Origin of the sequence: Pseudomonas sp. EZ-C24 (assembly GCF_014525325.1) — a bacterium.
GTDB lineage: Bacteria > Pseudomonadota > Gammaproteobacteria > Pseudomonadales > Pseudomonadaceae > Aquipseudomonas > Aquipseudomonas shirazensis.
On record NZ_JACDIU010000021.1, the window covers coordinates 327,359 to 346,907 of the forward strand.

Consider the following 19,549-nt stretch of genomic DNA (forward strand, 5'->3'; position numbering starts at 1 on the left):
GCCCGTGCGTGGCGGGCGGACTTGCAGTTTCCGATAGCCTGGATGGGATGAATATTGAAATCAGCGGTCTTAGCCATAACTGTTTGGTTATGCCTTGCAGCGTGCCTGCACAAGGCAGCAGCACTGAACTAATCTATACCCTCAACCTCGCGGTTTGGAGAAGCTCGATGGAATGGCGAAAAGGTCGGCGTAGCGACAATGTGGTCGATGCTCGCGGTGCAGGCGGCGGCGGTGGCATGCGCTTTGGCGGCGGCAAGGGGCTGGGCCTGGGCGCCATCCTGCTGATCGTCGGCATCGGCTGGATGACCGGCCAGGACCCGCTGCAGATTCTCGGCCAACTGACCGGGCAGATGCAGCAAAGCGCGCCGGCCAACGTCGAAGGCAAGGCGCCGCCGGCCAATGATGATCAGGCAGCGTTCGTTGCCTCGATCCTGGGTGACACCGAAGACACCTGGAAGGCGCTGTTCGCCCAGGCCGGCAAGCAATACCGTGACCCCAAGCTGGTGCTGTTCAGCGGCCAGGTCAATTCGGCCTGCGGCTTCGCCTCCTCGGCGGTCGGGCCATTCTACTGCCCGGCTGACCAGCGGGTGTACCTGGACATGACCTTCTTCCGCGAAATGGAAACGCGCTTTGCCGCCGCCGGCGACTTCGCCCAGGCCTACGTCATCGCGCACGAGATCGGCCATCATGTGCAGACGCTGCTCGGCGTCTCCAATCAGGTCCAGGCCGCTCGCCAGCGCGGGCAGAAGATGGAAGGTGACAACGGCCTGCTGGTGCGTCAGGAATTGCAGGCCGACTGTTTTGCCGGGGTCTGGGCTTATCAGGCGCAGAAACGCCTGAACTGGCTGGAACCGGGTGACATCGAAGAGGCACTTAACGCCGCCAACGCCATCGGTGATGACCGCTTGCAACAGCAAGGCCAAGGTCGCGTGGTGCCGGATTCGTTCACACACGGCACGTCGGCGCAGCGCGTACGCTGGTTCAAGACCGGCTTCAGCGACGGTGACGTCAACCGCTGCGATACCTTCAACGCACGCACGCTGTAATTCCCCGCCAATCTGCATGCAACAACGCCTCTTGAGCACTTTGCGCTCAGGAGGTGTCGTTGAATGCGCCGCTTTTTAACGCCAATGCCGCAGTAAAACCCTCGGATTTTCAGACAGTTACAAATCTGCTGAAAAAGCGTTTCAGCTAGCCCGATTGTGGCCGATAACTCATGCACGAATCAGCGGGCCCCGGGAAGAATAACGCCAGCGATTGACAACAACTGAGCGAATGATCTTTATGGAGTGCGTGCATGAACAGTTGGTTTGCCAACATCAGCGTCAACCTCAAACTGGGCCTGGGCTTTGGCCTGGTCCTGCTTTTGACCGGCCTGCTGGCCCTGACCGGCTGGAACAGCCTGGGCAGCTTGATCGACCGCAGTAACTGGATGAGCGACATCAGCCAGCTCAACAAAGACCTCACCGACCTGCGCGTAGCACGTCTGCAGTACATGATCGCCAACGGCGATGACGCCGCTGCGGCCAACACCCAGACCAAACTGGACACCTTCAGTGCCCAGCAGCAGCGCTTGGTGGCCTCGTTCAAGAGCCCTGAAAACGTCAAGCTGCTCAACGAGCTGGGCGCGATCATCAGCGACTACAAACTGTCGCTGAGCAAGATGCGCGCGGGCTACAAGACCACCCTCGCCAACCGCGAGAACATGAACCAGACTGCCGCCAAGTCCGATCAGATCCTTGATGCGATCAGCCGCGACGTGTTGGCCCAGCCGGAAGTCGACAGCGTACGCCTGGCCCAGTATCAGGCCATCAGCAAGACGCGTCAGCAGTTGCTGCAAGTGCGCGTCGATGTACGCGGCTACATCGCTGACAACAGCGCGGCCAATGAACAGGCCGCCCTGCGCCAGCTCGACGCGGCCCTGGTCGAGATCGACAACCTCAAGCGCCAGCTACCCAACGAAAGTACCCGCCTGCAACAGTTCGACCAGAGCGTGCAGGCTTACCGCTCGGCCGTGCGCGACTTCCGCGACGCCACCGCCGCCATCGCCGTGGCCCGCGCCGAGATGACCGTGCAAGGTGCCGACATCGTCAAGCGCAGCGACGCCCTGTACAAGATCCAGCTCGAGCGCCGCGACATCGAAAGCGACCAGGCGCGCCATCTGCAGATCATCTCGACCCTGCTGGCATTGTTGGTCGGGGTATGCGCCGCGATCATCATCACCCGCCAGATCACCCGCCCGCTGCGCGAAACCATGGACGCCGTCGAGCGTATTGCCGGTGGCGACCTGTCCAGTGAGCTGCGGGTCACCCGCCGTGACGAGTTGGGCGTGCTGCAACAAAGCATCAGCCGCATGGGCAGCACCCTGCGCGAGTTGATCGGTGGTATTCGTGATGGCGTAACGCAGATTGCCAGCGCCGCCGAAGAGCTGTCGGCCGTGACCGAGCAGACCAGCGCCGGTGCCAACAGCCAGAAAGTCGAGACTGACCAGGTTGCCACTGCCATGCACGAGATGGCTGCGACCGTGCAGGAAGTCGCCCGCAACGCTGAACAGGCTTCGCGCGCGGCAACGGGTGCCGATGATGAAGCGCGTGCCGGTGACCGGGTGGTGGGCGAGGCGATCAACCAGATCGAACGCCTGGCCGACGAAGTCCAGCGCTCGACTGACGCAATGAACCTGCTGCAGCAGGAAAGCCAGAAGATCGGCAGTGTCATGGACGTGATCAAGTCGGTTGCCGAGCAGACCAACCTGCTGGCATTGAACGCGGCCATCGAAGCTGCCCGCGCCGGTGAAGCCGGGCGTGGTTTTGCCGTGGTCGCCGACGAAGTGCGCGGCCTGGCGCAGCGCACGCAGAAGTCCACCGAAGAGATCGAAGAGCTGATCGCCAGCCTGCAGAACGGCACCCAGCAAGTGGCCAACGCCATGCTGGGCAGCCGCAACCTGACTGAAAGCAGCGTCGAGCTGGCGCGCAAGGCCGGTGGTTCGCTGGAGAACATCACCCGCACTGTGTCCAACATCCAGTCGATGAACCAGCAGATCGCCGCAGCCGCCGAGCAACAGAGCGCGGTTGCCGAGGAGATCAGCCGGAGCATTCTCAATGTACGCGATGTGTCGGAACAGACAGCCGCAGCCAGTGATGAAACCGCCGCGTCGAGCGTCGAGCTGGCACGCCTTGGCAGTCATCTGCAGACGCTGGTAAGCAAGTTCCGCGTGTGACCGCTGCCTTGTGAACTGCTCAGCCCGGCCAGCGCAATGCTGGCCGGGCTGAGCAGCACTGGCGTTACTTGACGACCATGCCAACACCACGACCGCGCGGGTCGGAGGCGGTTTCAAGCTTGCCATCGGTGACGCGAATGGCCTGGATATCGCCCATCTCCCAGCCCTGATCCTCAAGCACATAGCCCATCTTTTTCAGCTCGTCGGCGACCTTGCCGGTCAACGGTGCATAGCTGTCGAAGTAGATAGTGTCCTTGGGCAGCAGCTGGTGATGCACGCGCTGCGCTGCAACGGCCTTGGCCAGCGGCATGTCGTAGTCGTAGAGGTTGTTCATTACCTGGAAGATCGAGGTGAAGATGCGCGAGCCGCCCGGCGTACCGATGACCAGGCTGACCTTGCCGTCGCGGGTCACCAGGCTTGGGCTCATCGACGACAGCATGCGTTTGCCCGGAGCAATCGCGTTGGCATCGCCGCCGACCACGCCAAAGGCATTGGCGGTACCGGGCTTGCTGCTGAAGTCATCCATCTCGTCGTTGAGCAGGAAGCCTGCGCCCTTGACCACCACACCACTGCCGTAGTCGAGGTTGAGGGTGTAGGTGTTGCTGACCGCGTTGCCCTGTTTGTCGACGATCGAGAAGTGCGTGGTTTGATGCGGCTCCAGCCCCGGGCGGACCTTGTCGGTGGCGGAGATGGCGGTTGGGTTGACCTGCTCGGCGCGCTTTTTCAGGTAGTCCTTGGCCACCAGCTTGTCTACCGGTACCTCGGTGAAGGCCGGGTCGCCAAGATAGTCGGCGCGGTCGGCGAACACGCGTTTTTCAATCTCGGCCAGCAGGTGGATGTAGCGCGCCGAGTTCTGCTCGACGCCCTTGAAGTCTGCCGCGCGGTTTTCCTTGATCCCGAGCAACTGCGCCAGTGCTACGCCGCCTGAGCTTGGCGGTGGCGCGGTGTAGACCACGTTGCCGCGCCAGTCGATGGCCATCGGCTCGCGCCAGAGGGCTTTGTAGTCCTTCAGGTCGTCTTTGCTGATCAGGCCGTTATCGGCCTTCATCTGCGCAACCAGCAGATCGGCGGTCTTGCCTTGATAGAACTCGCTGACGCCTTTGTCGGCGATGCGTTCGAGGGTCTGCGCCAGCTCCGGCTGCTTGAACAGCTCGCCGACTTTCATGCTGCCGAAATAATCGTTGAAGTTGGTCGCGGTCTTGAACAGGCCTTGGGCATCGTCGCGATACTGGTACTGCTTCTGGGCGATCTTGAAGCCGTTGTTGGCGTAACCGATGGCCGGAGTCAGCAGCTCGCTCCAGGGCAACTTGCCGAACTTTTGATGCGCCTCCCACAAGCCCATTACTGTGCCCGGTACGCCAGCGGCGCGCACGCCGACCAGGCTGAGGTTCTCGATGACCTCGCCTTTTTCGTCCAGGTACATATTGCGGGTGGCCGCCTTGGGCGCCACTTCGCGGTAGTCGAGGAAGTACGCTTTGCCGTCCACGTACAGGGTCATGAAGCCACCGCCGCCGATGTTGCCGGCTTCTGGATAGGTGACTGCCAGGGTGAAGGCAGTGGCCACGGCGGCATCGACGGCGTTGCCGCCTTTTTTCAGGATATCGGCGGCGACCTGTGCGCCATATTGATCGGGCGCGGCCACTGCGCCGCCTTCAAGAGTCACCGCGAAGGCCGACGAACAGCTCAGAATCGCGGCCCCGAGGGCCATGGACTGGAACATGACGAGACGCATGAGCACTTCCTTGGTGTTGTTTTTGTTGATCACTTATTAACACTGAAGCGTTTTGACTAAGCAAACGCACCAGACACAGGACGACGGCATTGCGTCATTCGTGTCGTTTTTAGAACGGTTCTTAGGATCGAGATTGCTGGGGCCGCGTCAGCCTGAGTGGACGCGGTCGGCGTAGGAGCGGCCTTGTGTCGCGAAAGGGGTGCGCGGCACCCCCGGCAATCCCGGACCAGTACCACGCGCTCAGCAGGCATACGCCGCCAGCTTGGCCTGGATGAAATCAAGGAAGCACTGAATCCGCAGCGCCAGCTGGGTGTTGCGGTAGTAAACCGCATGAATCGGCTGCCGGTACCCATTGTTGGCCTCGCTCAACAGCACGTGCAGGCGCCCGGCGCGGATATCTTCGTGGGTCATGAAATGCGACAGGCAGACGATACCCTGCCCGGCCAGCGCCAGCTGGCGCAGGGTCTCGCCACTGGATGCGGTCAACTGCGGGCGGATTCGCCAACTGTCGCCGTCGGCGTGGCGCAGCGGCCATTGGTTGAGGCTGTCGACGGAGCTGAAGCCGAGCAGGCAGTGCTCGCTCAAGTCACTGACCTTGCGCGGTACGCCGTGGCGTTGCAGGTATTCGGGGCTGGCCAGAATCTGGATCGGGCTGCAGCCCAGCGAGCGCGCATGCAGGCTGGAGTCGGCCAGCTCGCCGATGCGGATGGCGACGTCGGTGCTTTGCTGGAGCAGATCGATGATCAGGTCATCGGTGTTCAGCTCCAGCTCGATGGCCGGGTACAGCGCGCGAAACTCAGCGATCCAGGGCACGATCGCGTGCAGCATGAATGGTGCTGCAGCGTTGATGCGCAGGCGCCCCGACGGCGTCTGCCGGTGCAGCGACAGGCGCTCTTCGAGCTCGCTCATCTGTTCGAGGATGGTCCGCGCGTGCAGTACAAAGAACCGCCCTTCTTCGGTCAGGTCCATGCGCCGCGTGGTGCGGTTGATCAGCGTGGTGCCAAGCTTGCCTTCCAGCCGCGCCAGGGTGCGGCTGACCGCAGACGGAGTTTGCCCGAGTTGCTCGGCAGCGGCGGAAATCGAGCCGCAGTCGATCACGCTGACGAATACCTGGAGTTCTTCTGAGCGGGTTTTCACGGCAGTGCCTGGGCCAGGATGAGGCCTGGATTGTCGGCCGTTTATTGCCGGGCAAGCAACTGCCGCGTCGGTCACGCCGCGCATCGCTTACCGGGCCTGGCCGAACACCTTGGCCAGATGCGCCTCGTAGGCTGCCACGGTAGCGGCCACATCCGGGCGCTTCATCACATCGACGGCGAGGAAGGTTGGCAGGCCGCTCATGCCGAGGAACTGGTTGGCCTTGTGGAACGGGAAGTACACCGCATCCACGCCCTTGCCTTCAAAGAAGTCGTTGGGGTCGTCGAAGGCCTGTTGCGGCGCGTTCCAGGTGGCCGAAATCATGTACTGCTTGCCCTGGATCAGGCCGCCACTGCCGTACTTCTGCGAAGCGTCGGAGCGGGTCCGGCCGTCGCTGGCGTAGAGGCTGCCGTGGCCTTCGGTGAACACTTCATCCAAGTACTGTTTGACGGTGTACGGGGCACCCATCCACCAGCCGGGCATCTGATAGATGATCACGTCGGCCCAAAGGTATTTCTGCACTTCTTCCTTGATGTCGTAGCCGCCGTCGATGAAGGTTTGTTTGACATCGAAACCGGCCCGGTCCAGGTAGGCCAGCGCGGCATCGTGCAGGGTTTCGTTCAAGCGGCCGTCGGAGTGGGCGAACTGTTTGCCGCCATTGAGCAGAAGAATCTTTTTCATATCGAGCCTCTAAGGTTCTGTGTCGATCCGCAGACCGATGCACTTCAGATGGCTGCAGGTTAGAGGCTCGCCCGTGGCAGAAACAGCCAGCCTTGGGCAAATCAGTTTTGCCTTGTAATCACGAATCATCACCAGACTGTTGCTTTAAAATCGCTTCTCCACTTATTTGCAAGGTGCAGTCATGAACGCTCAATACGCCTTTATTCTCAAAGCCAAGACCCGCCCGGAAAAGGCCGAAGCATTCGAGCAACTGTTCCGCGCCTACGTCGAACCAAGCCGCCAGGAGCCGGGCTGCGTCGAATACCACATGTTGCGCGATCAGCAGGACCCGAGCCTGTTCTTCTTCTATGAGGTGTGGGCCGATCAGGCGGCGTTCGATGCGCACTGCGCGCTGGCCCATATGCAGCAGTTTGCCGCGCAGCGCATGGACTATCTGGAGCGCGATTTCGAGGTGCAACGCATCGACATGCTCAGCGCCGCCTCGGGTAAACGTTGAGCCGTTCAAATAGCTGACAAATGTCGCTTGCCGCCAGCCGCCGGGCTTCTCACAATCCACCGATTGGCTTTCATTGCGCACCCGATAAGGATCTCCCCGTGCCGTCCATCTATCAGCTCAAACCCCGCTTCCAGGCCCTGCTGCGGCCCACCGTGCAGCGCCTGTACGACCGCGGGGTGACGGCCAATCAGGTCACGGTTGCCGCTGGGATAGTCTCGCTGCTGCTGGGCCTGCTGCTGGCCTGCTTTGCCGACATCCACGGGCTGTTCATCCTGCTGCCGATCTGGATGCTGCTGCGCATGGCGCTCAACGCGGTGGACGGCATGCTCGCCCGCGAGTTTGGCCAGCAGTCCAGGCTTGGTGCCTACCTCAATGAACTGAGCGACGTGATCGCCGACGCTGCGCTGTACCTGCCGTTTGCTCTGCTGGTCGGGGTATCGCCCGTGCTGGTGGTGCTGCTGGTGTTGAGCGCACTGATCAGCGAATACGCGGGGGTGATGGGCCCGCTGGCCGGTGCAGCGCGGCGCTACGACGGGCCGATGGGCAAGAGCGATCGCGCGTTTGCCTTTGGCCTGCTCGGTACCGGTGTCGCCTTTGGCCTGCTCGATCCAACCTGGATCAACGGCCTGCTGCTGGTGATTCTGCTGCTCTCGCTCTATACCCTCTACAACCGGGTACGTCAGGGCCTGGCCCACGCCAACTGATCGTCGCCACTGACCGCACCGCCGCCAGCCAAAAGGACCTTTGCCATGCGCCAGGCGCAATCGCTGCACTTCTCTACCCATGACGGCGTCGAGCTGCACTATCGCTACTGGCCGGCCATCCGCAGCGAGCATCAGCCGCGTCGGGCGGTGGTGATGTTCCACCGCGGCCATGAGCACGGCGGGCGCCTGGCGCACCTGGCAGACGAACTGGACATGCCCGGCTATGACTTCTTTGCCTGGGACGCACGTGGCCACGGCCAGTCGCCAGGGGCGCGCGGCGACAGCCCGAGCTTTGCCACCAGCGTGCGCGATGTGCAGACCTTTATCGAGCACATTCAAACCCGCCACGGCATCGCCGAAGACAACACCGTGGTGCTGGCGCAAAGCGTCGGTGCCGTGCTGATTGCCACCTGGGCGCATGACTACGCGCCCAAGGTACGCTGCCTGGTGCTGGCCTCGCCGGCGTTCAAGGTCAAACTCTACGTGCCGTTCGCCCGCCCTGGCCTGAAGCTGATGAAAGCCGCGCGCGGCAACTTCTTCGTCAACAGCTACGTCAAGCCACGGCTGCTCACCCACGACCCGGAGCGGGTGGCTTCGTATGTGGCCGACCCGCTGATCAGCCGGCCCATCTCGGTGACCATGCTGCTCGGCCTGTATGAAGCCGCAGACCGGGTAGTGGCGGACGCTCAGGCGATCCAACTGCCGACCCAATTGCTGGTTTCGGGCGCCGACCTGGTGGTCGAGCGGGCACCGCAGGAGCAGTTCTTCGAGCGCCTGGGCAGTGCCCGCAAAGAGCTGCACCTGCTGCCTGGGTTCTTCCACGACACCCTTGGCGAGCGTGACCGCAGCCATGTACTGCCGCGCATCAAGCGCTTCGTCGAGCACTGCTTCGATGCCCCGCTGGCGGCACCTTCGCTGCTCGATGCCGACCAGTCCGGCGCCAGCTGCGCCGAAGCCGAAAGCCTCGCAGCAAAGCTGCCGCGCAACTCGCCACGGGATCTGTACTGGCGCGCCACCCGCGCCGGCCTGCGTCTGGGCAAAGGCATGGCAGACGGGGTCAAGCTGGGTTTTGATACCGGCTTCGACTCCGGCAGCACCCTTGACTATGTCTATCGCAACCAGGCCACTGGCAAGGGCAAGCTGGGCCAGATGATCGACCGCAACTACCTCGACGCCATTGGCTGGCGCGGTATTCGCCAGCGCAAGCTGCATGTCGAAGAGCTGCTGCGCGAAGCGATCCGGCGCCTGCGCGAGCAGGGCCGCACAGTCGATATCGTCGACATCGCCGCCGGCCATGGCCGCTACATTCTTGAAGCCTTGCAGGAACTCGAGCAACTGCCGGACTCGATCCTGCTGCGCGACTACAGCGAACTGAATGTGCAGCAGGGCACGGCGCTGATTGCCGAAAAGGGCTTGGGCGATATCGCGCGTTTCGTCCAGGGCGACGCCTTTGACCGGCAGAGCCTGGCCACACTCGAGCCGCGCCCGAGCCTGGCTGTGGTTTCCGGGCTGTACGAACTGTTCGCCAGCAACCAGATGGTCAGCACCTCGCTGGCCGGCCTGGCTGATGCCGTCGAAACGGGCGGCTATCTGGTCTATACCGGCCAGCCGTGGCACCCGCAGCTGGAGATGATCGCCCGCGCCCTGACCAGCCACCGTGGCGGTCAGGCCTGGGTCATGCGTCGACGCAGCCAGGCCGAAATGGATCAGCTGGTTGCCGCCCCTGGTTTTCGCAAGATCACCCAGCGCATCGACGAATGGGGCATCTTCAGTGTCAGCCTGGCGCAGCGGGTCGAGTGATGGCGCGTGAAGCCGGGCTGATCCGCCGTGGGGTCTTGTGGCTACTGCTGCTCGGGCCGTTTTTCTTTCTCAGCTACGGCCTGGCCAACACCTACACGGCGGGCCGTGCCGATGTCGGCAGCCTGGTGTTCGGCTGGGAGAGCCAGATGCCGTTGTGGCCGTGGACGATCATCCCGTACTGGTCCATCGACCTGCTCTACGGCCTGTCGTTTCTGCTGCCACGCAACCGCCGCGAGATGGATCGCCACGCCCTGGCCTTGTTGAGCGCGCAGCTGATCTGCGTGGCCGGCTTTCTGCTCTGGCCGCTGCGCTTTACCTTCGAGCGACCGGAGCTGAGCGGCCTGTTCGGCTGGCTGTTCGATGTGCTGATGGGCTTCGACAAACCGTTCAATCAGGCGCCCTCGCTGCACATCGCCCTGCTGGTGATCATCTGGACGATGTTCGCCCGCCACCTGCGCAACCCGCTTGGGCGCTGGCTGATGCACGGCTGGATGGCGCTGATCGGGGTGTCGGTGCTGACCACCTGGCAGCACCACTTCATCGACTTGCCGAGCGGTGCGTTGGTCGGGCTGCTATGCGTCTGGCTGTGGCCTCGCGACGGTCAACCGCCGTTGCAGGCTGCGCGTCTGGCGCAGGATCCCAAGCGCTGGCGGCTGGCGCTTTACTACACCCTGGGCGCTGCCCTGTGCACCGGTTTGGCGAGCTGGGCCGGCGGCGCCTGGCTGTGGCTATTGTGGCCGGCACTGGCGCTGCTGCTGGTGGCCTTGAGCTACGCGGTAGTCGGTGCCAGCGCGTTTCAAAAAGGCGCTGATGGGCGCCTGTCGATGGCCGCCAGCTGGCTGTTTGCACCCTACCTGCTCGGCGCCTGGATCAACTCGCGGCTGTGGACGCGACGCCATCCGCAGGCGGACGAAATCTGTGACGGGGTCTTCCTCGGCCGTATTCCGGCAGCCGGTGAGGCGGGGCAGTTTTCGGCGATTGTCGACCTGTGTGCCGAACTGCCATGCCTGGCAGCCAAACCATTGGCAAACCATTACCGTAGCCTGCCGACCCTGGATCTGGTGGTCGCCGATCTACAGCTATGCCGCGCCGCCGCCGACGCTATCGAGACGCTGCGCCAGCAAGGGCCGTTGCTGGTCTGTTGCGCGCTGGGTTACTCGCGCAGCGCCACCGCCGTCGCCGCTTGGTTGCTGCTCAGTGGCCGCTGCACGAGCCTGGCTGAAGCCGAACTGCGCTTGCGCCAGGCGCGCCCGGGCATCGTCCTGCGCAGCGCACACCAGCACATGCTCAGGCAACTGGAGGGGCAAGCATGCACCTGCGCGTAACCGCCAGCCTGCTCGGCCGCGGCCAGCAACTGGAGCGACTGTCCGACGGCATCAGCCTGATCGCGCTGGGCTATGGCCTGGCGCCGCTGCTGGGCGCCCCACTGCCGCTGCTGGGCAGTGGGTTATGCGCCCTGCTGGTGATACTCGGCCTTGTGCATAAATACCTGGCGGTGCGAGTCGCGCTGGATGCCGAGCTTTTTGCCGAGCTGGCTTCGCGGAGCGACCTGCCAGCCGCTACGGGCCAGCTCGACCGCGCCTTGTTCGACCTCAACCTCAAACCCAGCGCCAGCGACCCGCGCGACTGGCCCGCTCGTAGCCAGGCTGCGCTCGGCCTGTTACGCCGCCAAGGCCTGTGCCTGGCGCTGCAGATCGCGCTGTGCCTGACTACGCTGCTGACACTCCCTTTGATCGGATAAGACCCGTGCCATGCTCACCGCCCTGACTGCCTTTGCCATCACCTCCGCCGCGCGCCTGATCACCGGCGCCCGCGCCCTCTGGCTCGGCTGCACGCCGCAGCCGGTGCAGCGCCTGTACTTCGCCAACCACAGTAGCCACGGCGACTTCGTCCTGCTCTGGGCCTCGCTGCCGGGGCCGCTGCGCCAGCGCACGCGACCGGTTGCAGGCGCCGACTACTGGGCCAAACCGGGCCTGCGCAACTTCGTCATCCGCAAGGTATTCAACGGTGTGCTGATCGACCGGCAGCGCAGCGAAGTCCAGGCCAACCCGCTGCAGCCGGTGCTTGATGCGCTGTCCGGTGGCGATTCGTTGATCTTCTTCCCCGAGGGCACGCGCAATCTCGGCGATGAGCCACTGCTGCCGTTCAAGAGCGGTTTGTTCCACCTCGCCGTCGCCAACCCCGACATGGAAGTGGTGCCAGTGTGGATCGCCAACCTCAACCGGGTCATGCCCAAGGGCCGCGCCCTGCCGCTGCCGCTGTTGTGCACCTTGAGCTTTGGCGAACCGCTGCAGGTGCAGGCCGCTGAAGACAAGCACGCGTTTCTCGAGCGGGCCCGCCAGGCCCTGCTGAACCTGGCCCCCAAGGAAGCCTGAGATGGACCACAACACTGTTTTGCTGTTTGCCGGGATCGGCGCGCTGCTGCTGCTCGCCAGCGTCATCGGCCGCCTGCTCAAGTGGCGCGCCGGCGCCGGCCCCCATGCGGTGATCGACAACCTCAATGCGCGGATCAACGCCTGGTGGGTGATGGTGCTGGTGATCGGCATCGCCTTCCTGTTCGGCAAGTACGGCGTGATCGTGCTGTTCTACTGCGTGTCGTTCTATGCCCTGCGCGAGTTCATGACCCTGACCCCGACCCGGCGCAGCGACTACCCCGCGCTGGTCGCAGCGTTCTATGTGGCATTGCCGCTGCAGTATCTGCTGATCGCGATGGACTGGTACGGCCTGTTCAGCATCTTCATCCCGGTGTACCTGTTCCTGCTCCTGCCGATCCTGGCCAGCTTGGGCGGCGACACCACGCGCTTTCTCGAACGCGCCTCGAAAGTGCAGTGGGGGCTGATGATTGCCGTCTACTGCGTGTCGGCGGTGCCGGCGCTGATGACCCTCGACATCCCCGGTTTCGAAGGCCGCAACCTGCTGCTGATCGCCTGGCTGATCCTGGTAGTGCAGATCAGCGATGTGCTGCAGTACGTCTGCGGCAAGCTGTTCGGCAAGCGCAAAGTGGCACCCAACCTGTCGCCGTCGAAAACCCTCGAGGGCCTGCTCGGCGGTGTAGCCCTGGCCACCCTGATCGGCGCCTCGCTGTGCTGGATCACCCCGTTCAGCTTCTGGCAGGCGGCGTTGATGGCGCTGACCGTGAACGCCATGGGCTTCTTCGGCGGGCTGGTGATGTCGGCGATCAAGCGCGACCGCGGGGTCAAGGACTGGGGGCACATGATCGAAGGCCACGGCGGCATGCTCGACCGCATCGACTCGGTGTGTTTTGCCGCGCCGGTGTTCTTTCACTTTGTGCGTTACTGGTGGGCATAACCGCGCGGCGATAGCGCGGGCAGGCAGGTAGAGGTCGAGCGCAGGCAACTGGGCCACGCGCGATAGCCCTATGGTGATGCGTCCATAAGCATCCCAAAGGGAACACCTGCCATGTCCGATTTCATTACCGTCCTGCGTGAAACCTGCCCGATCCCGGTAGTCGACGCGACCAAGTGGAAGCGCATTGGCGGTGACCCGCACACGGTCAACCTCAACGCCTACCTGTCGGCTGACGGCAGCAAGATCATGGGCACCTGGATCTGCACCCCGGGCAAGTTCGAGGTCAACTACGACAAGTGGGAATTCTGCCACTTCCTCGACGGCTACTGCATCATCACCCCGGAAGGCGAAGAGCCCAAGCACCTCAAGGCCGGCGATGTGTTCGTCATCGAGCCGGGCATGAAAGGCACCTGGGAAGTGGTCGAAACCGTGCGCAAGTATTTTGTCTTTGCCTGATCAAAGATTGAGTTGATCGGCTAAGCGCAAGGCAAAAAAAATCGCGACTCGAACCGCCCTCCCCCAGGTGCGCAGTTACAGTGGGAGGGTGCTTCGAGCCACGATCAAGACACGTGACGCTCAATCCTTCTTGCGATAGCCCTCGACGATTGCCGAGAAGTCCTTGCCGCCATCGCCGCGCAGGCTCATCGCCTGATACAGCTGCTGCGCCACGGCACCGAGAATCACCGGCTGATGCGCCTGTCGCGCAGCTTCAGTGGCCAACCCCAGATCCTTGAGCATCAGCTCGGCACCAAAGCCGCCGGTATAACCGCGCGCGGCAGGCGCCGTGTCGATCACACCCGGCCATGGGTTGTAGGTATCCGAACTCCAGCAACGGCCTGTGGAACTGTTGATGATGCCGGCCAGCACCTGGGTGTCGATGCCCAACGCATTGCCCAGCGCCATCGCCTCGGACACGCCGATCATCGAGATGCCCAGCAGCAGGTTGTTGCAGATCTTGGCGATTTGCCCGGTACCGACTTCGCCGCAATGGACGATGTTGCGGCCCATGTCCTTGAGCACCGGCTCCAGGCTGGCAAACAGTTCAGCGCTGGCGCCGACCATGAAGGTCAGGGTGCCGCCCGCTGCGCCACCGGTACCGCCGGACACCGGCGCATCGCCCATGTCGACGCCCTTGGCCGCAGCAGCCTTGGACACTTCGCGGGCGGTCTGTGGGTCGATCGTGCTGCAATCGACGGTCGGCGTACCTGGGCGAATCCCGGCCAGCACGCCGTCATCGTTGAGGTAGACGCCACGCACATGCGCTGCCGCCGGCAGCATGGTGATGACCAGCTCGCTGTTGGCCGCTGCGTCCTTGGGTGAGGCGCTGACCTGCCCGCCAAGCTCGGCAAGTTCGGCCAGTACGCTCTGGTTGAGGTCGAACAGGTTGAGCTGATGCCCAGCCTTGATCAGGTTGCGGGCCATGGGCGCGCCCATGTTGCCCAGACCAATGAATGCAATACGCATGGAGCCTCCTTAGCGCAGGCTGATGGTGGTGTTGACGCCGTCGTTGACGCTGTCGTCATCGAACCAACGGGCCGTGACCGTCTTGGTCTGAGTGTAGAACTGCACCACCTGCTTGCCATACGGGCCGAGGTCGCCGAGCTTGGAGCCGCGCGAACCGGTGAAGCTGAAGTACGGCACCGGCACCGGGATCGGGATGTTGATGCCGACCTGGCCGACGTCGATCTCGCTCTGGAACTTGCGCGCCGCAGCGCCGCTCTGGGTGAACAGGCCGGTGCCGTTGCCGAACGGGTTGCTGTTGACCAGGGCGATGGCCTGGTCGAGCGTGTCGACTTCAAGGGTAATCAGCACCGGGCCGAAGATTTCCTGGGTGTAGATCTGCATCTCGGTGGTGACCCCGGAGAACAGCGTCGGGCCGACGAAGTTGCCTTGCTCATAGCCCGGCACGCTGACGTCACGGCCATCCAGCTCCAGCTTGGCGCCCTCGGCGATGCCGCTTTCGATCAAGCCCAGCACGCGCTCCTTGGCCCGTTTCGAGACCACCGGGCCAACATCCGTGCCTGGCTCGCAACCGGCGTTGACCTTGAGCTGGCTGGCGGCAGCCTTGATGTCCGGCAGCCACTCGCGGGCCTTGCCGACCAGCACCGCCACCGAGGTGGCCATGCAGCGTTGCCCGGCAGCACCAAAGGCAGCGCCGACCAGGGCGTTGATGGTTTGCGTGCGGTTGGCGTCAGGCAGCACCACCGCGTGGTTCTTGGCCCCCATCATCGACTGCACGCGCTTGCCGTGCTGGCTGCCGAGGTTGTAGACGTGGGTACCGACCTCGGTCGAACCGACGAACGAGATTGCCTTGATGTCCTTGTGCGTGCAGATCGCATCTACCACCTGCTTACCGCCGTGGACCACGTTGAGTACACCGGCCGGCACCCCGGCCTGCAGCGCAAGCTCGACCAGCATCAGGGTCGACAGCGGGTCCTGTTCGGACGGTTTGAGGACGAAGGTGTTACCGCAGACGATGGCCATCGGGAACATCCACAGCGGGATCATCGCCGGGAAGTTGAACGGGGTGATCCCGGCGCAGACGCCGATCGGCTGACGCAGCGTGTAGGTGTCCACGCCGCCAGCGACGTTCTCGGCGAACTCACCCATCTGCAGGGTGCCAATCGACGCTGCGTGTTCGACCACTTCCAGGCCGCGGAAGATATCGCCCTCGGCATCGGCAATGGTCTTGCCCTGCTCGGCGCTGAGGGTCTGGGCGATGCGTTTGCTGTGCTCGCGGATCAGCGCCTGCAATTTGAGCATGATGCGCATGCGCGCCCCGATCGGCGTGTCGCGCCAGCTGGCGAATGCACGCTGGGCGGCAGCGACAGCGGCATCGACCTCGTCGACCGTGGCAAACGGCACCCGCGCCAGCACTTGCTGGGTAGCCGGGTTGACGACATCGCGCCATTCGGTGGTTTTCGACTCGACCCATTGGCCGTCGATCAGCAGCTTGACCTGCTCAATCTGAGTCTGGGTCGGGGATTGGGGTGCGTTCATCTGCGCGTTCCTTGGAATTATTGTGGGAGACGAGATCGCCAGGCGGGGCTGGCGTCGAGGCGCTGATTTCGAGTATAGATGTGCAAACATCCAATAAGAACGCACATAAAAACCGGATCATCATGCAAAAAGACCTTACCTCCCTCAGTTCGCTGAACTGGGATGACCTGAAGTTCTTTCTTGAAGTGGCGCGCACGCGCAAGGCCAGCAGCGCGGCGAAACGGCTGAATGTCGACTACACCACGGTGTCGCGGCGGATCAGCTCGCTGGAGGCGGCGCTGGGCACGTTGCTGTTCGAAAAGTCGCGCACCAATGGCTTTGTCCTGACCAACGAAGGCCAGCGCCTGCTCGGTTACGCCGAATCAGTCGAGAGCACTCTGCACATGGCCTGTGAGCAGGTATCAGGCTCCGGCGTGGCCTTGTCCGGGCACGTGCGCATGGGCTGCACCGAAGGTTTCGGCAGTTTCTTCGTCACCCCGCAGCTGAGCCACTTCGTCGACGCCTGGCCGGCGATCACCGTGGACATCCTGCCGCTACCGCACTTCATCAGCCTGTCCAAGCGCGAAGCCGACATCGTTATCGCCCTCGAGCGTCCAGAACATGGCCCCTACGTGTGCTGCAAGCTGACCGACTACCGCCTGCGCCTGTACGCCACCCAGGACTACCTCGACAACCACGCGCCGATCCGCCAGGTCAGCGACCTGGCCGAGCACCCGTTCATCAGCTACGTCGACGACCTGGCCTTCAGTTCAGAGCTGCTGTACCTGGCCAACCTGATCCCCAACGCCCACGCCCACCTGCGCAGCACCAGCGTCATTGCCCAGTACACGGCTGCGCTGCAAGGGCGGGGGTTGGCGATTCTGCCATGCTTCCTGGCTGCACAGGATCCACGGCTGGTGACAGTGTTGCCGGAGGAGATCGCGATTACCCGGCAGTTCTGGATGTACTGCCGGGAGGATTTGCGCAAGCTCAAGCGGATTACCCTGTTGTGGGATTACATCCGCGAGGTGACCGAGGCCAATGCGCCGCTGTTGCTAGGCGAATCACGCGAGATGCGCTTCGCCCAGGACTGACTCAGTTGGACGCCACCACGATCGACACCCGGCGGTTTTCCGTGCGCCCGGCGCTGGTGCGGTTGTCGGCGACTGGCTGGCTGCTGCCGAGGCCGCGACTTTGAATGTTCTGCGGTTGCATGCCGATCTCGATCAGCGCCTTGGCCACGCTCTGGGCGCGGCGTTCGGACAGTTGCTGGTTGTAGGCCGCTTTGCCCGAGGCATCGGTGTGGCCGTCAACGCGGACACGCTGGATATCGACGCTGAGCAAGGCCCGGCCAATACGCTCGACGATGGTTCGGCTCTGGCTGTTGAGGCTGTCCAGATCACTGCCGAACAGCACTTTGCCGGACAGATCGAAACTCCATCCATCATCGGTGGGGGTGAAGCCCTCGCGCTTGAGCACGGCGATCTGCTCGGCAGTCAGTCCCGGCGGTGGCACACTCTGGCAACCGCTCAAGGCCAGCAGACTCAACAACACTGCCATGCAAGGCAGGCGCAAACGTACAAACAGTTGCAACACGATCAGCTCCTTTTTTCAAAATCTGCGGCGCTACTTTCCGTATGCGCCACATGCCACTGGCCGCGGCGTGCGCGTTTGGCCTGGTACATCGCCGCATCAGCGGCATTGAGTAGACTGGCCGGGTCATGGCCATCGTCCGGGTAACACGCGATGCCAACGCTGAGTGAGGCGCTGATGCTGGTGCCATCGTTCAGGGCTATCGGCAGCTTCATGCTGGCAACGATCTTCTCGGCAATCCGTTGGGCGTCCTCGCAGGATTGCAGCGGGGTCAGCAATACCGCGAACTCATCACCGCCCAGCCGCGCGACCAGATCATGCTCGCGCAACTGCGCACGCACCCGCGCAGCAACGGTGACCAGCACCTCGTCACCAACGGCATGGCCCTGGCTGTCGTTGATCTGCTTGAAGTGATCGCAGTCGATGAACAGCAGCGCCAGATACTCCTGGTGACGCTCGGCAGTGCGCAAGGTGCGGCTCAGGCGCCCCTCGAAGAAAGCGCGATTCGGCAACCCGGTCAGGCTGTCGTGACTGGCCAGATGGGCCAGGGTGGCGTTCTCGCTGCGCAGGTGGTTCTGCCAGTTCTCCAGTTCGTCGAGCAGGGCATTGAAGTCGTTGCCCAGCTCGTTGAGCTCGGCGATGTGGGTTTCCGGTACACGGCGGTCGAAGCTGCGCTCGCGGCGGGCGGCGTGGGCGACGCTGGCAAGGTTGCGCAGGGGTCGGATGATGTCGCCGAACAGGCGCCGCGACCAGTGGCTGGCGACCCAGGCGCTGAGCAGCATGCACAAGAGGATGCCGGTCAGCCCGCTGAGCAGAAAGCGCAATACGCTGCGGCCCTGGCCGGTGACTTCGATGTGGCCGACCTGCTGTTGCTGATGGAGAATCGGCATGTGCACCGGCTCGACCAGAAAGCTGCTTGCCAGTGACCGTTCCAGCGGCGCCAGCACGCCGTCTTCGGGCCTTTGCCAGTGGGCCAGCAGCTCACCCTCGTTGTTGAACACCTTGGCGTCGGCCACGCCTTCGTTGGCGGCGATCAGCGCCAGTGACTCGTTGGCGGCGGCGCTGTCGTCGAACACCACCGCGGCTTCGACTGTGTAATTGATCGAGCGCGCGATCAGGTGCAGGTTCTGGTTGGCATATACGCGCAAGGCCAGCACGCCAAGCAGGGTCACGCACAGGCCAGCCAGGCCGACCGCAAGCAGGGCCACGCCCAAATGCCCGCGGCCGAGCACAGCGCGCAGGGTCGGCCGGCGGTCGCGCCTGGCTGAGCGGATCATGGCTGCACCGCGCGGCGACGCGACAGCTGCAGCACGCTGGGGTGGATACGCACACCGCTGCGGGCTACCGAATCGAGGTTGACCTCGAAGGTTACCTGCTCGTCGCTCACGCGCAGGCAGAATAGGCTACCGACCGTGCAGGGGTCGTCTGCTTCGCTGATGCTCAGCACCGGCCGGCCGCTGAGGGCATGGAACAACCGCTCGCGCTGGCCACGGTCGAGCTTGCCGATATACACCGCATCGCAAGCACCGGCGGTTTGCGGATCGTCGGCCAGAAGGCGACGGGTCTGCAGCGGCTTGCCAGAGTTCTGCTCGGTGCCCTTGATCAAGTCATCGGCGTATTCGGTCGGGCCGATCAGGCACAGCCGCAACGGGGCCGGCTCACTGGGCCAGCGCGCGTAGCTGAAAATGCCCAACACCACCTGGGTCACGGCCTTGCCCCGCTGCTGCGCCAGGGCGGCGCTGGCAGCGGGCTCTGCCCGGCTGGGGCTGGCGTAGAGCAATAGGGCGGCGAGCAGCAGGGCAAGCGCAGCGCCCGTTGCGCGCGCCCAGGTCGAGACAGCCACCATCATGTGGGAATTTTCTCAAAATCTTGTCAGATGATGCCGCAACGATAGCATATTGCCG

General features: G+C 63.5%; 19 protein-coding genes. 11 read left to right on the forward strand and 8 right to left on the reverse strand.

Annotation, left to right across the window (positions count from 1 at the left end):
- The first annotated feature begins 167 nt into the window (after nucleotides 1-167).
- Nucleotides 168-1,046, forward strand: coding sequence for a neutral zinc metallopeptidase (locus IDM28_RS18900; protein WP_188036652.1), 879 nt, complete (start codon nucleotides 168-170; stop codon nucleotides 1,044-1,046).
- A 251-nt stretch (nucleotides 1,047-1,297) separates the two neighbouring features.
- Nucleotides 1,298-3,217, forward strand: coding sequence for a methyl-accepting chemotaxis protein (locus IDM28_RS18905; protein ID WP_150570694.1), 1,920 nt, complete (start codon nucleotides 1,298-1,300; stop codon nucleotides 3,215-3,217).
- A 64-nt stretch (nucleotides 3,218-3,281) separates the two neighbouring features.
- Here IDM28_RS18905 and ggt read toward each other — a convergent pair whose 3' ends face one another.
- From ggt to IDM28_RS18920, 3 genes are all read right to left on the reverse strand, one after another.
- The gene (ggt, locus tag IDM28_RS18910; RefSeq protein ID WP_188036653.1) at nucleotides 3,282-4,949 is read right to left on the reverse strand and encodes a gamma-glutamyltransferase; all 1,668 of its coding nucleotides are present in this window, start codon (nucleotides 4,947-4,949) and stop codon (nucleotides 3,282-3,284) included.
- 240 nt (nucleotides 4,950-5,189) lie between these two features.
- Nucleotides 5,190-6,086, reverse strand: coding sequence for a LysR substrate-binding domain-containing protein (locus tag IDM28_RS18915; protein WP_188036654.1), 897 nt, complete (start codon nucleotides 6,084-6,086; stop codon nucleotides 5,190-5,192).
- 87 nt (nucleotides 6,087-6,173) lie between these two features.
- Nucleotides 6,174-6,764: an NAD(P)H-dependent oxidoreductase gene (locus IDM28_RS18920; RefSeq protein ID WP_101322106.1), complete on the reverse strand. Its 591-nt coding sequence runs from the start codon at nucleotides 6,762-6,764 to the stop codon at nucleotides 6,174-6,176.
- A gap of 181 nt (nucleotides 6,765-6,945) precedes the next feature.
- Here IDM28_RS18920 and IDM28_RS18925 point away from each other — a divergent pair, with 181 nt between their 5' ends.
- From IDM28_RS18925 to IDM28_RS18960, 8 genes are all read left to right on the forward strand, one after another.
- Entirely contained in the window at nucleotides 6,946-7,260 is a 315-nt protein-coding gene (locus IDM28_RS18925) for a putative quinol monooxygenase (RefSeq protein WP_188036655.1), read from the forward strand.
- 98 nt (nucleotides 7,261-7,358) lie between these two features.
- Nucleotides 7,359-7,964, forward strand: coding sequence for a CDP-alcohol phosphatidyltransferase family protein (locus IDM28_RS18930; RefSeq protein WP_188036656.1), 606 nt, complete (start codon nucleotides 7,359-7,361; stop codon nucleotides 7,962-7,964).
- Nucleotides 7,965-8,009: 45 nt separating this feature from the next.
- Entirely contained in the window at nucleotides 8,010-9,764 is a 1,755-nt protein-coding gene (locus IDM28_RS18935) for a bifunctional alpha/beta hydrolase/class I SAM-dependent methyltransferase (RefSeq protein WP_188036657.1), read from the forward strand.
- Nucleotides 9,764-11,089, forward strand: a complete 1,326-nt coding sequence (locus tag IDM28_RS18940) for a phosphatase PAP2/dual specificity phosphatase family protein (protein ID WP_188036658.1) — start codon at nucleotides 9,764-9,766, stop codon at nucleotides 11,087-11,089. The genes IDM28_RS18935 and IDM28_RS18940 overlap by 1 nt, the downstream gene beginning before the upstream one ends.
- Nucleotides 11,074-11,505, forward strand: coding sequence for a hypothetical protein (locus IDM28_RS18945; protein WP_188036659.1), 432 nt, complete (start codon nucleotides 11,074-11,076; stop codon nucleotides 11,503-11,505). The genes IDM28_RS18940 and IDM28_RS18945 overlap by 16 nt, the downstream gene beginning before the upstream one ends.
- Before the next feature lie 10 nt (nucleotides 11,506-11,515).
- On the forward strand, nucleotides 11,516-12,139 hold the full coding sequence (locus IDM28_RS18950; RefSeq protein WP_101322112.1) for a lysophospholipid acyltransferase family protein: 624 nt from the start codon (nucleotides 11,516-11,518) through the stop codon (nucleotides 12,137-12,139).
- Nucleotide 12,140: 1 nt separating this feature from the next.
- Entirely contained in the window at nucleotides 12,141-13,073 is a 933-nt protein-coding gene (locus IDM28_RS18955; protein WP_188036660.1) for a phosphatidate cytidylyltransferase, read from the forward strand.
- Between the two features lie 111 nt (nucleotides 13,074-13,184).
- Nucleotides 13,185-13,529 (forward strand): cupin domain-containing protein, encoded by a 345-nt coding sequence (locus tag IDM28_RS18960; protein WP_101322114.1) that lies wholly within the window; start codon nucleotides 13,185-13,187, stop codon nucleotides 13,527-13,529.
- A 120-nt stretch (nucleotides 13,530-13,649) separates the two neighbouring features.
- Here IDM28_RS18960 and mmsB read toward each other — a convergent pair whose 3' ends face one another.
- Complete coding sequence (gene mmsB / locus IDM28_RS18965) at nucleotides 13,650-14,537, reverse strand: 3-hydroxyisobutyrate dehydrogenase (protein ID WP_150573003.1); 888 nt, start codon at nucleotides 14,535-14,537, stop codon at nucleotides 13,650-13,652.
- Nucleotides 14,538-14,546: 9 nt separating this feature from the next.
- Complete coding sequence (locus tag IDM28_RS18970; RefSeq protein ID WP_188036661.1) at nucleotides 14,547-16,073, reverse strand: CoA-acylating methylmalonate-semialdehyde dehydrogenase; 1,527 nt, start codon at nucleotides 16,071-16,073, stop codon at nucleotides 14,547-14,549.
- A gap of 122 nt (nucleotides 16,074-16,195) precedes the next feature.
- Here IDM28_RS18970 and IDM28_RS18975 point away from each other — a divergent pair, with 122 nt between their 5' ends.
- Nucleotides 16,196-17,146 carry a LysR family transcriptional regulator gene (locus IDM28_RS18975; protein WP_101322117.1) on the forward strand — a complete coding sequence of 317 codons (951 nt, stop codon included), beginning with the start codon at nucleotides 16,196-16,198 and terminating at the stop codon, nucleotides 17,144-17,146.
- A 1-nt stretch (nucleotide 17,147) separates the two neighbouring features.
- On the opposite strand, the gene IDM28_RS18980 is transcribed toward IDM28_RS18975, so the two are convergent.
- The 3 genes from IDM28_RS18980 to IDM28_RS18990 are packed head-to-tail and all read right to left on the reverse strand — an operon-like array spanning nucleotide 17,148 to nucleotide 19,491.
- Nucleotides 17,148-17,612, reverse strand: coding sequence for an OmpA family protein (locus IDM28_RS18980; RefSeq protein WP_150570711.1), 465 nt, complete (start codon nucleotides 17,610-17,612; stop codon nucleotides 17,148-17,150).
- Nucleotides 17,613-17,650: 38 nt separating this feature from the next.
- Nucleotides 17,651-18,922 carry a diguanylate cyclase domain-containing protein gene (locus IDM28_RS18985; RefSeq protein ID WP_150570704.1) on the reverse strand — a complete coding sequence of 424 codons (1,272 nt, stop codon included), beginning with the start codon at nucleotides 18,920-18,922 and terminating at the stop codon, nucleotides 17,651-17,653.
- Nucleotides 18,919-19,491 carry a YfiR family protein gene (locus IDM28_RS18990; RefSeq protein WP_181089741.1) on the reverse strand — a complete coding sequence of 191 codons (573 nt, stop codon included), beginning with the start codon at nucleotides 19,489-19,491 and terminating at the stop codon, nucleotides 18,919-18,921. The genes IDM28_RS18985 and IDM28_RS18990 overlap by 4 nt, the downstream gene beginning before the upstream one ends.
- Nucleotides 19,492-19,549: the final 58 nt, after the last annotated feature.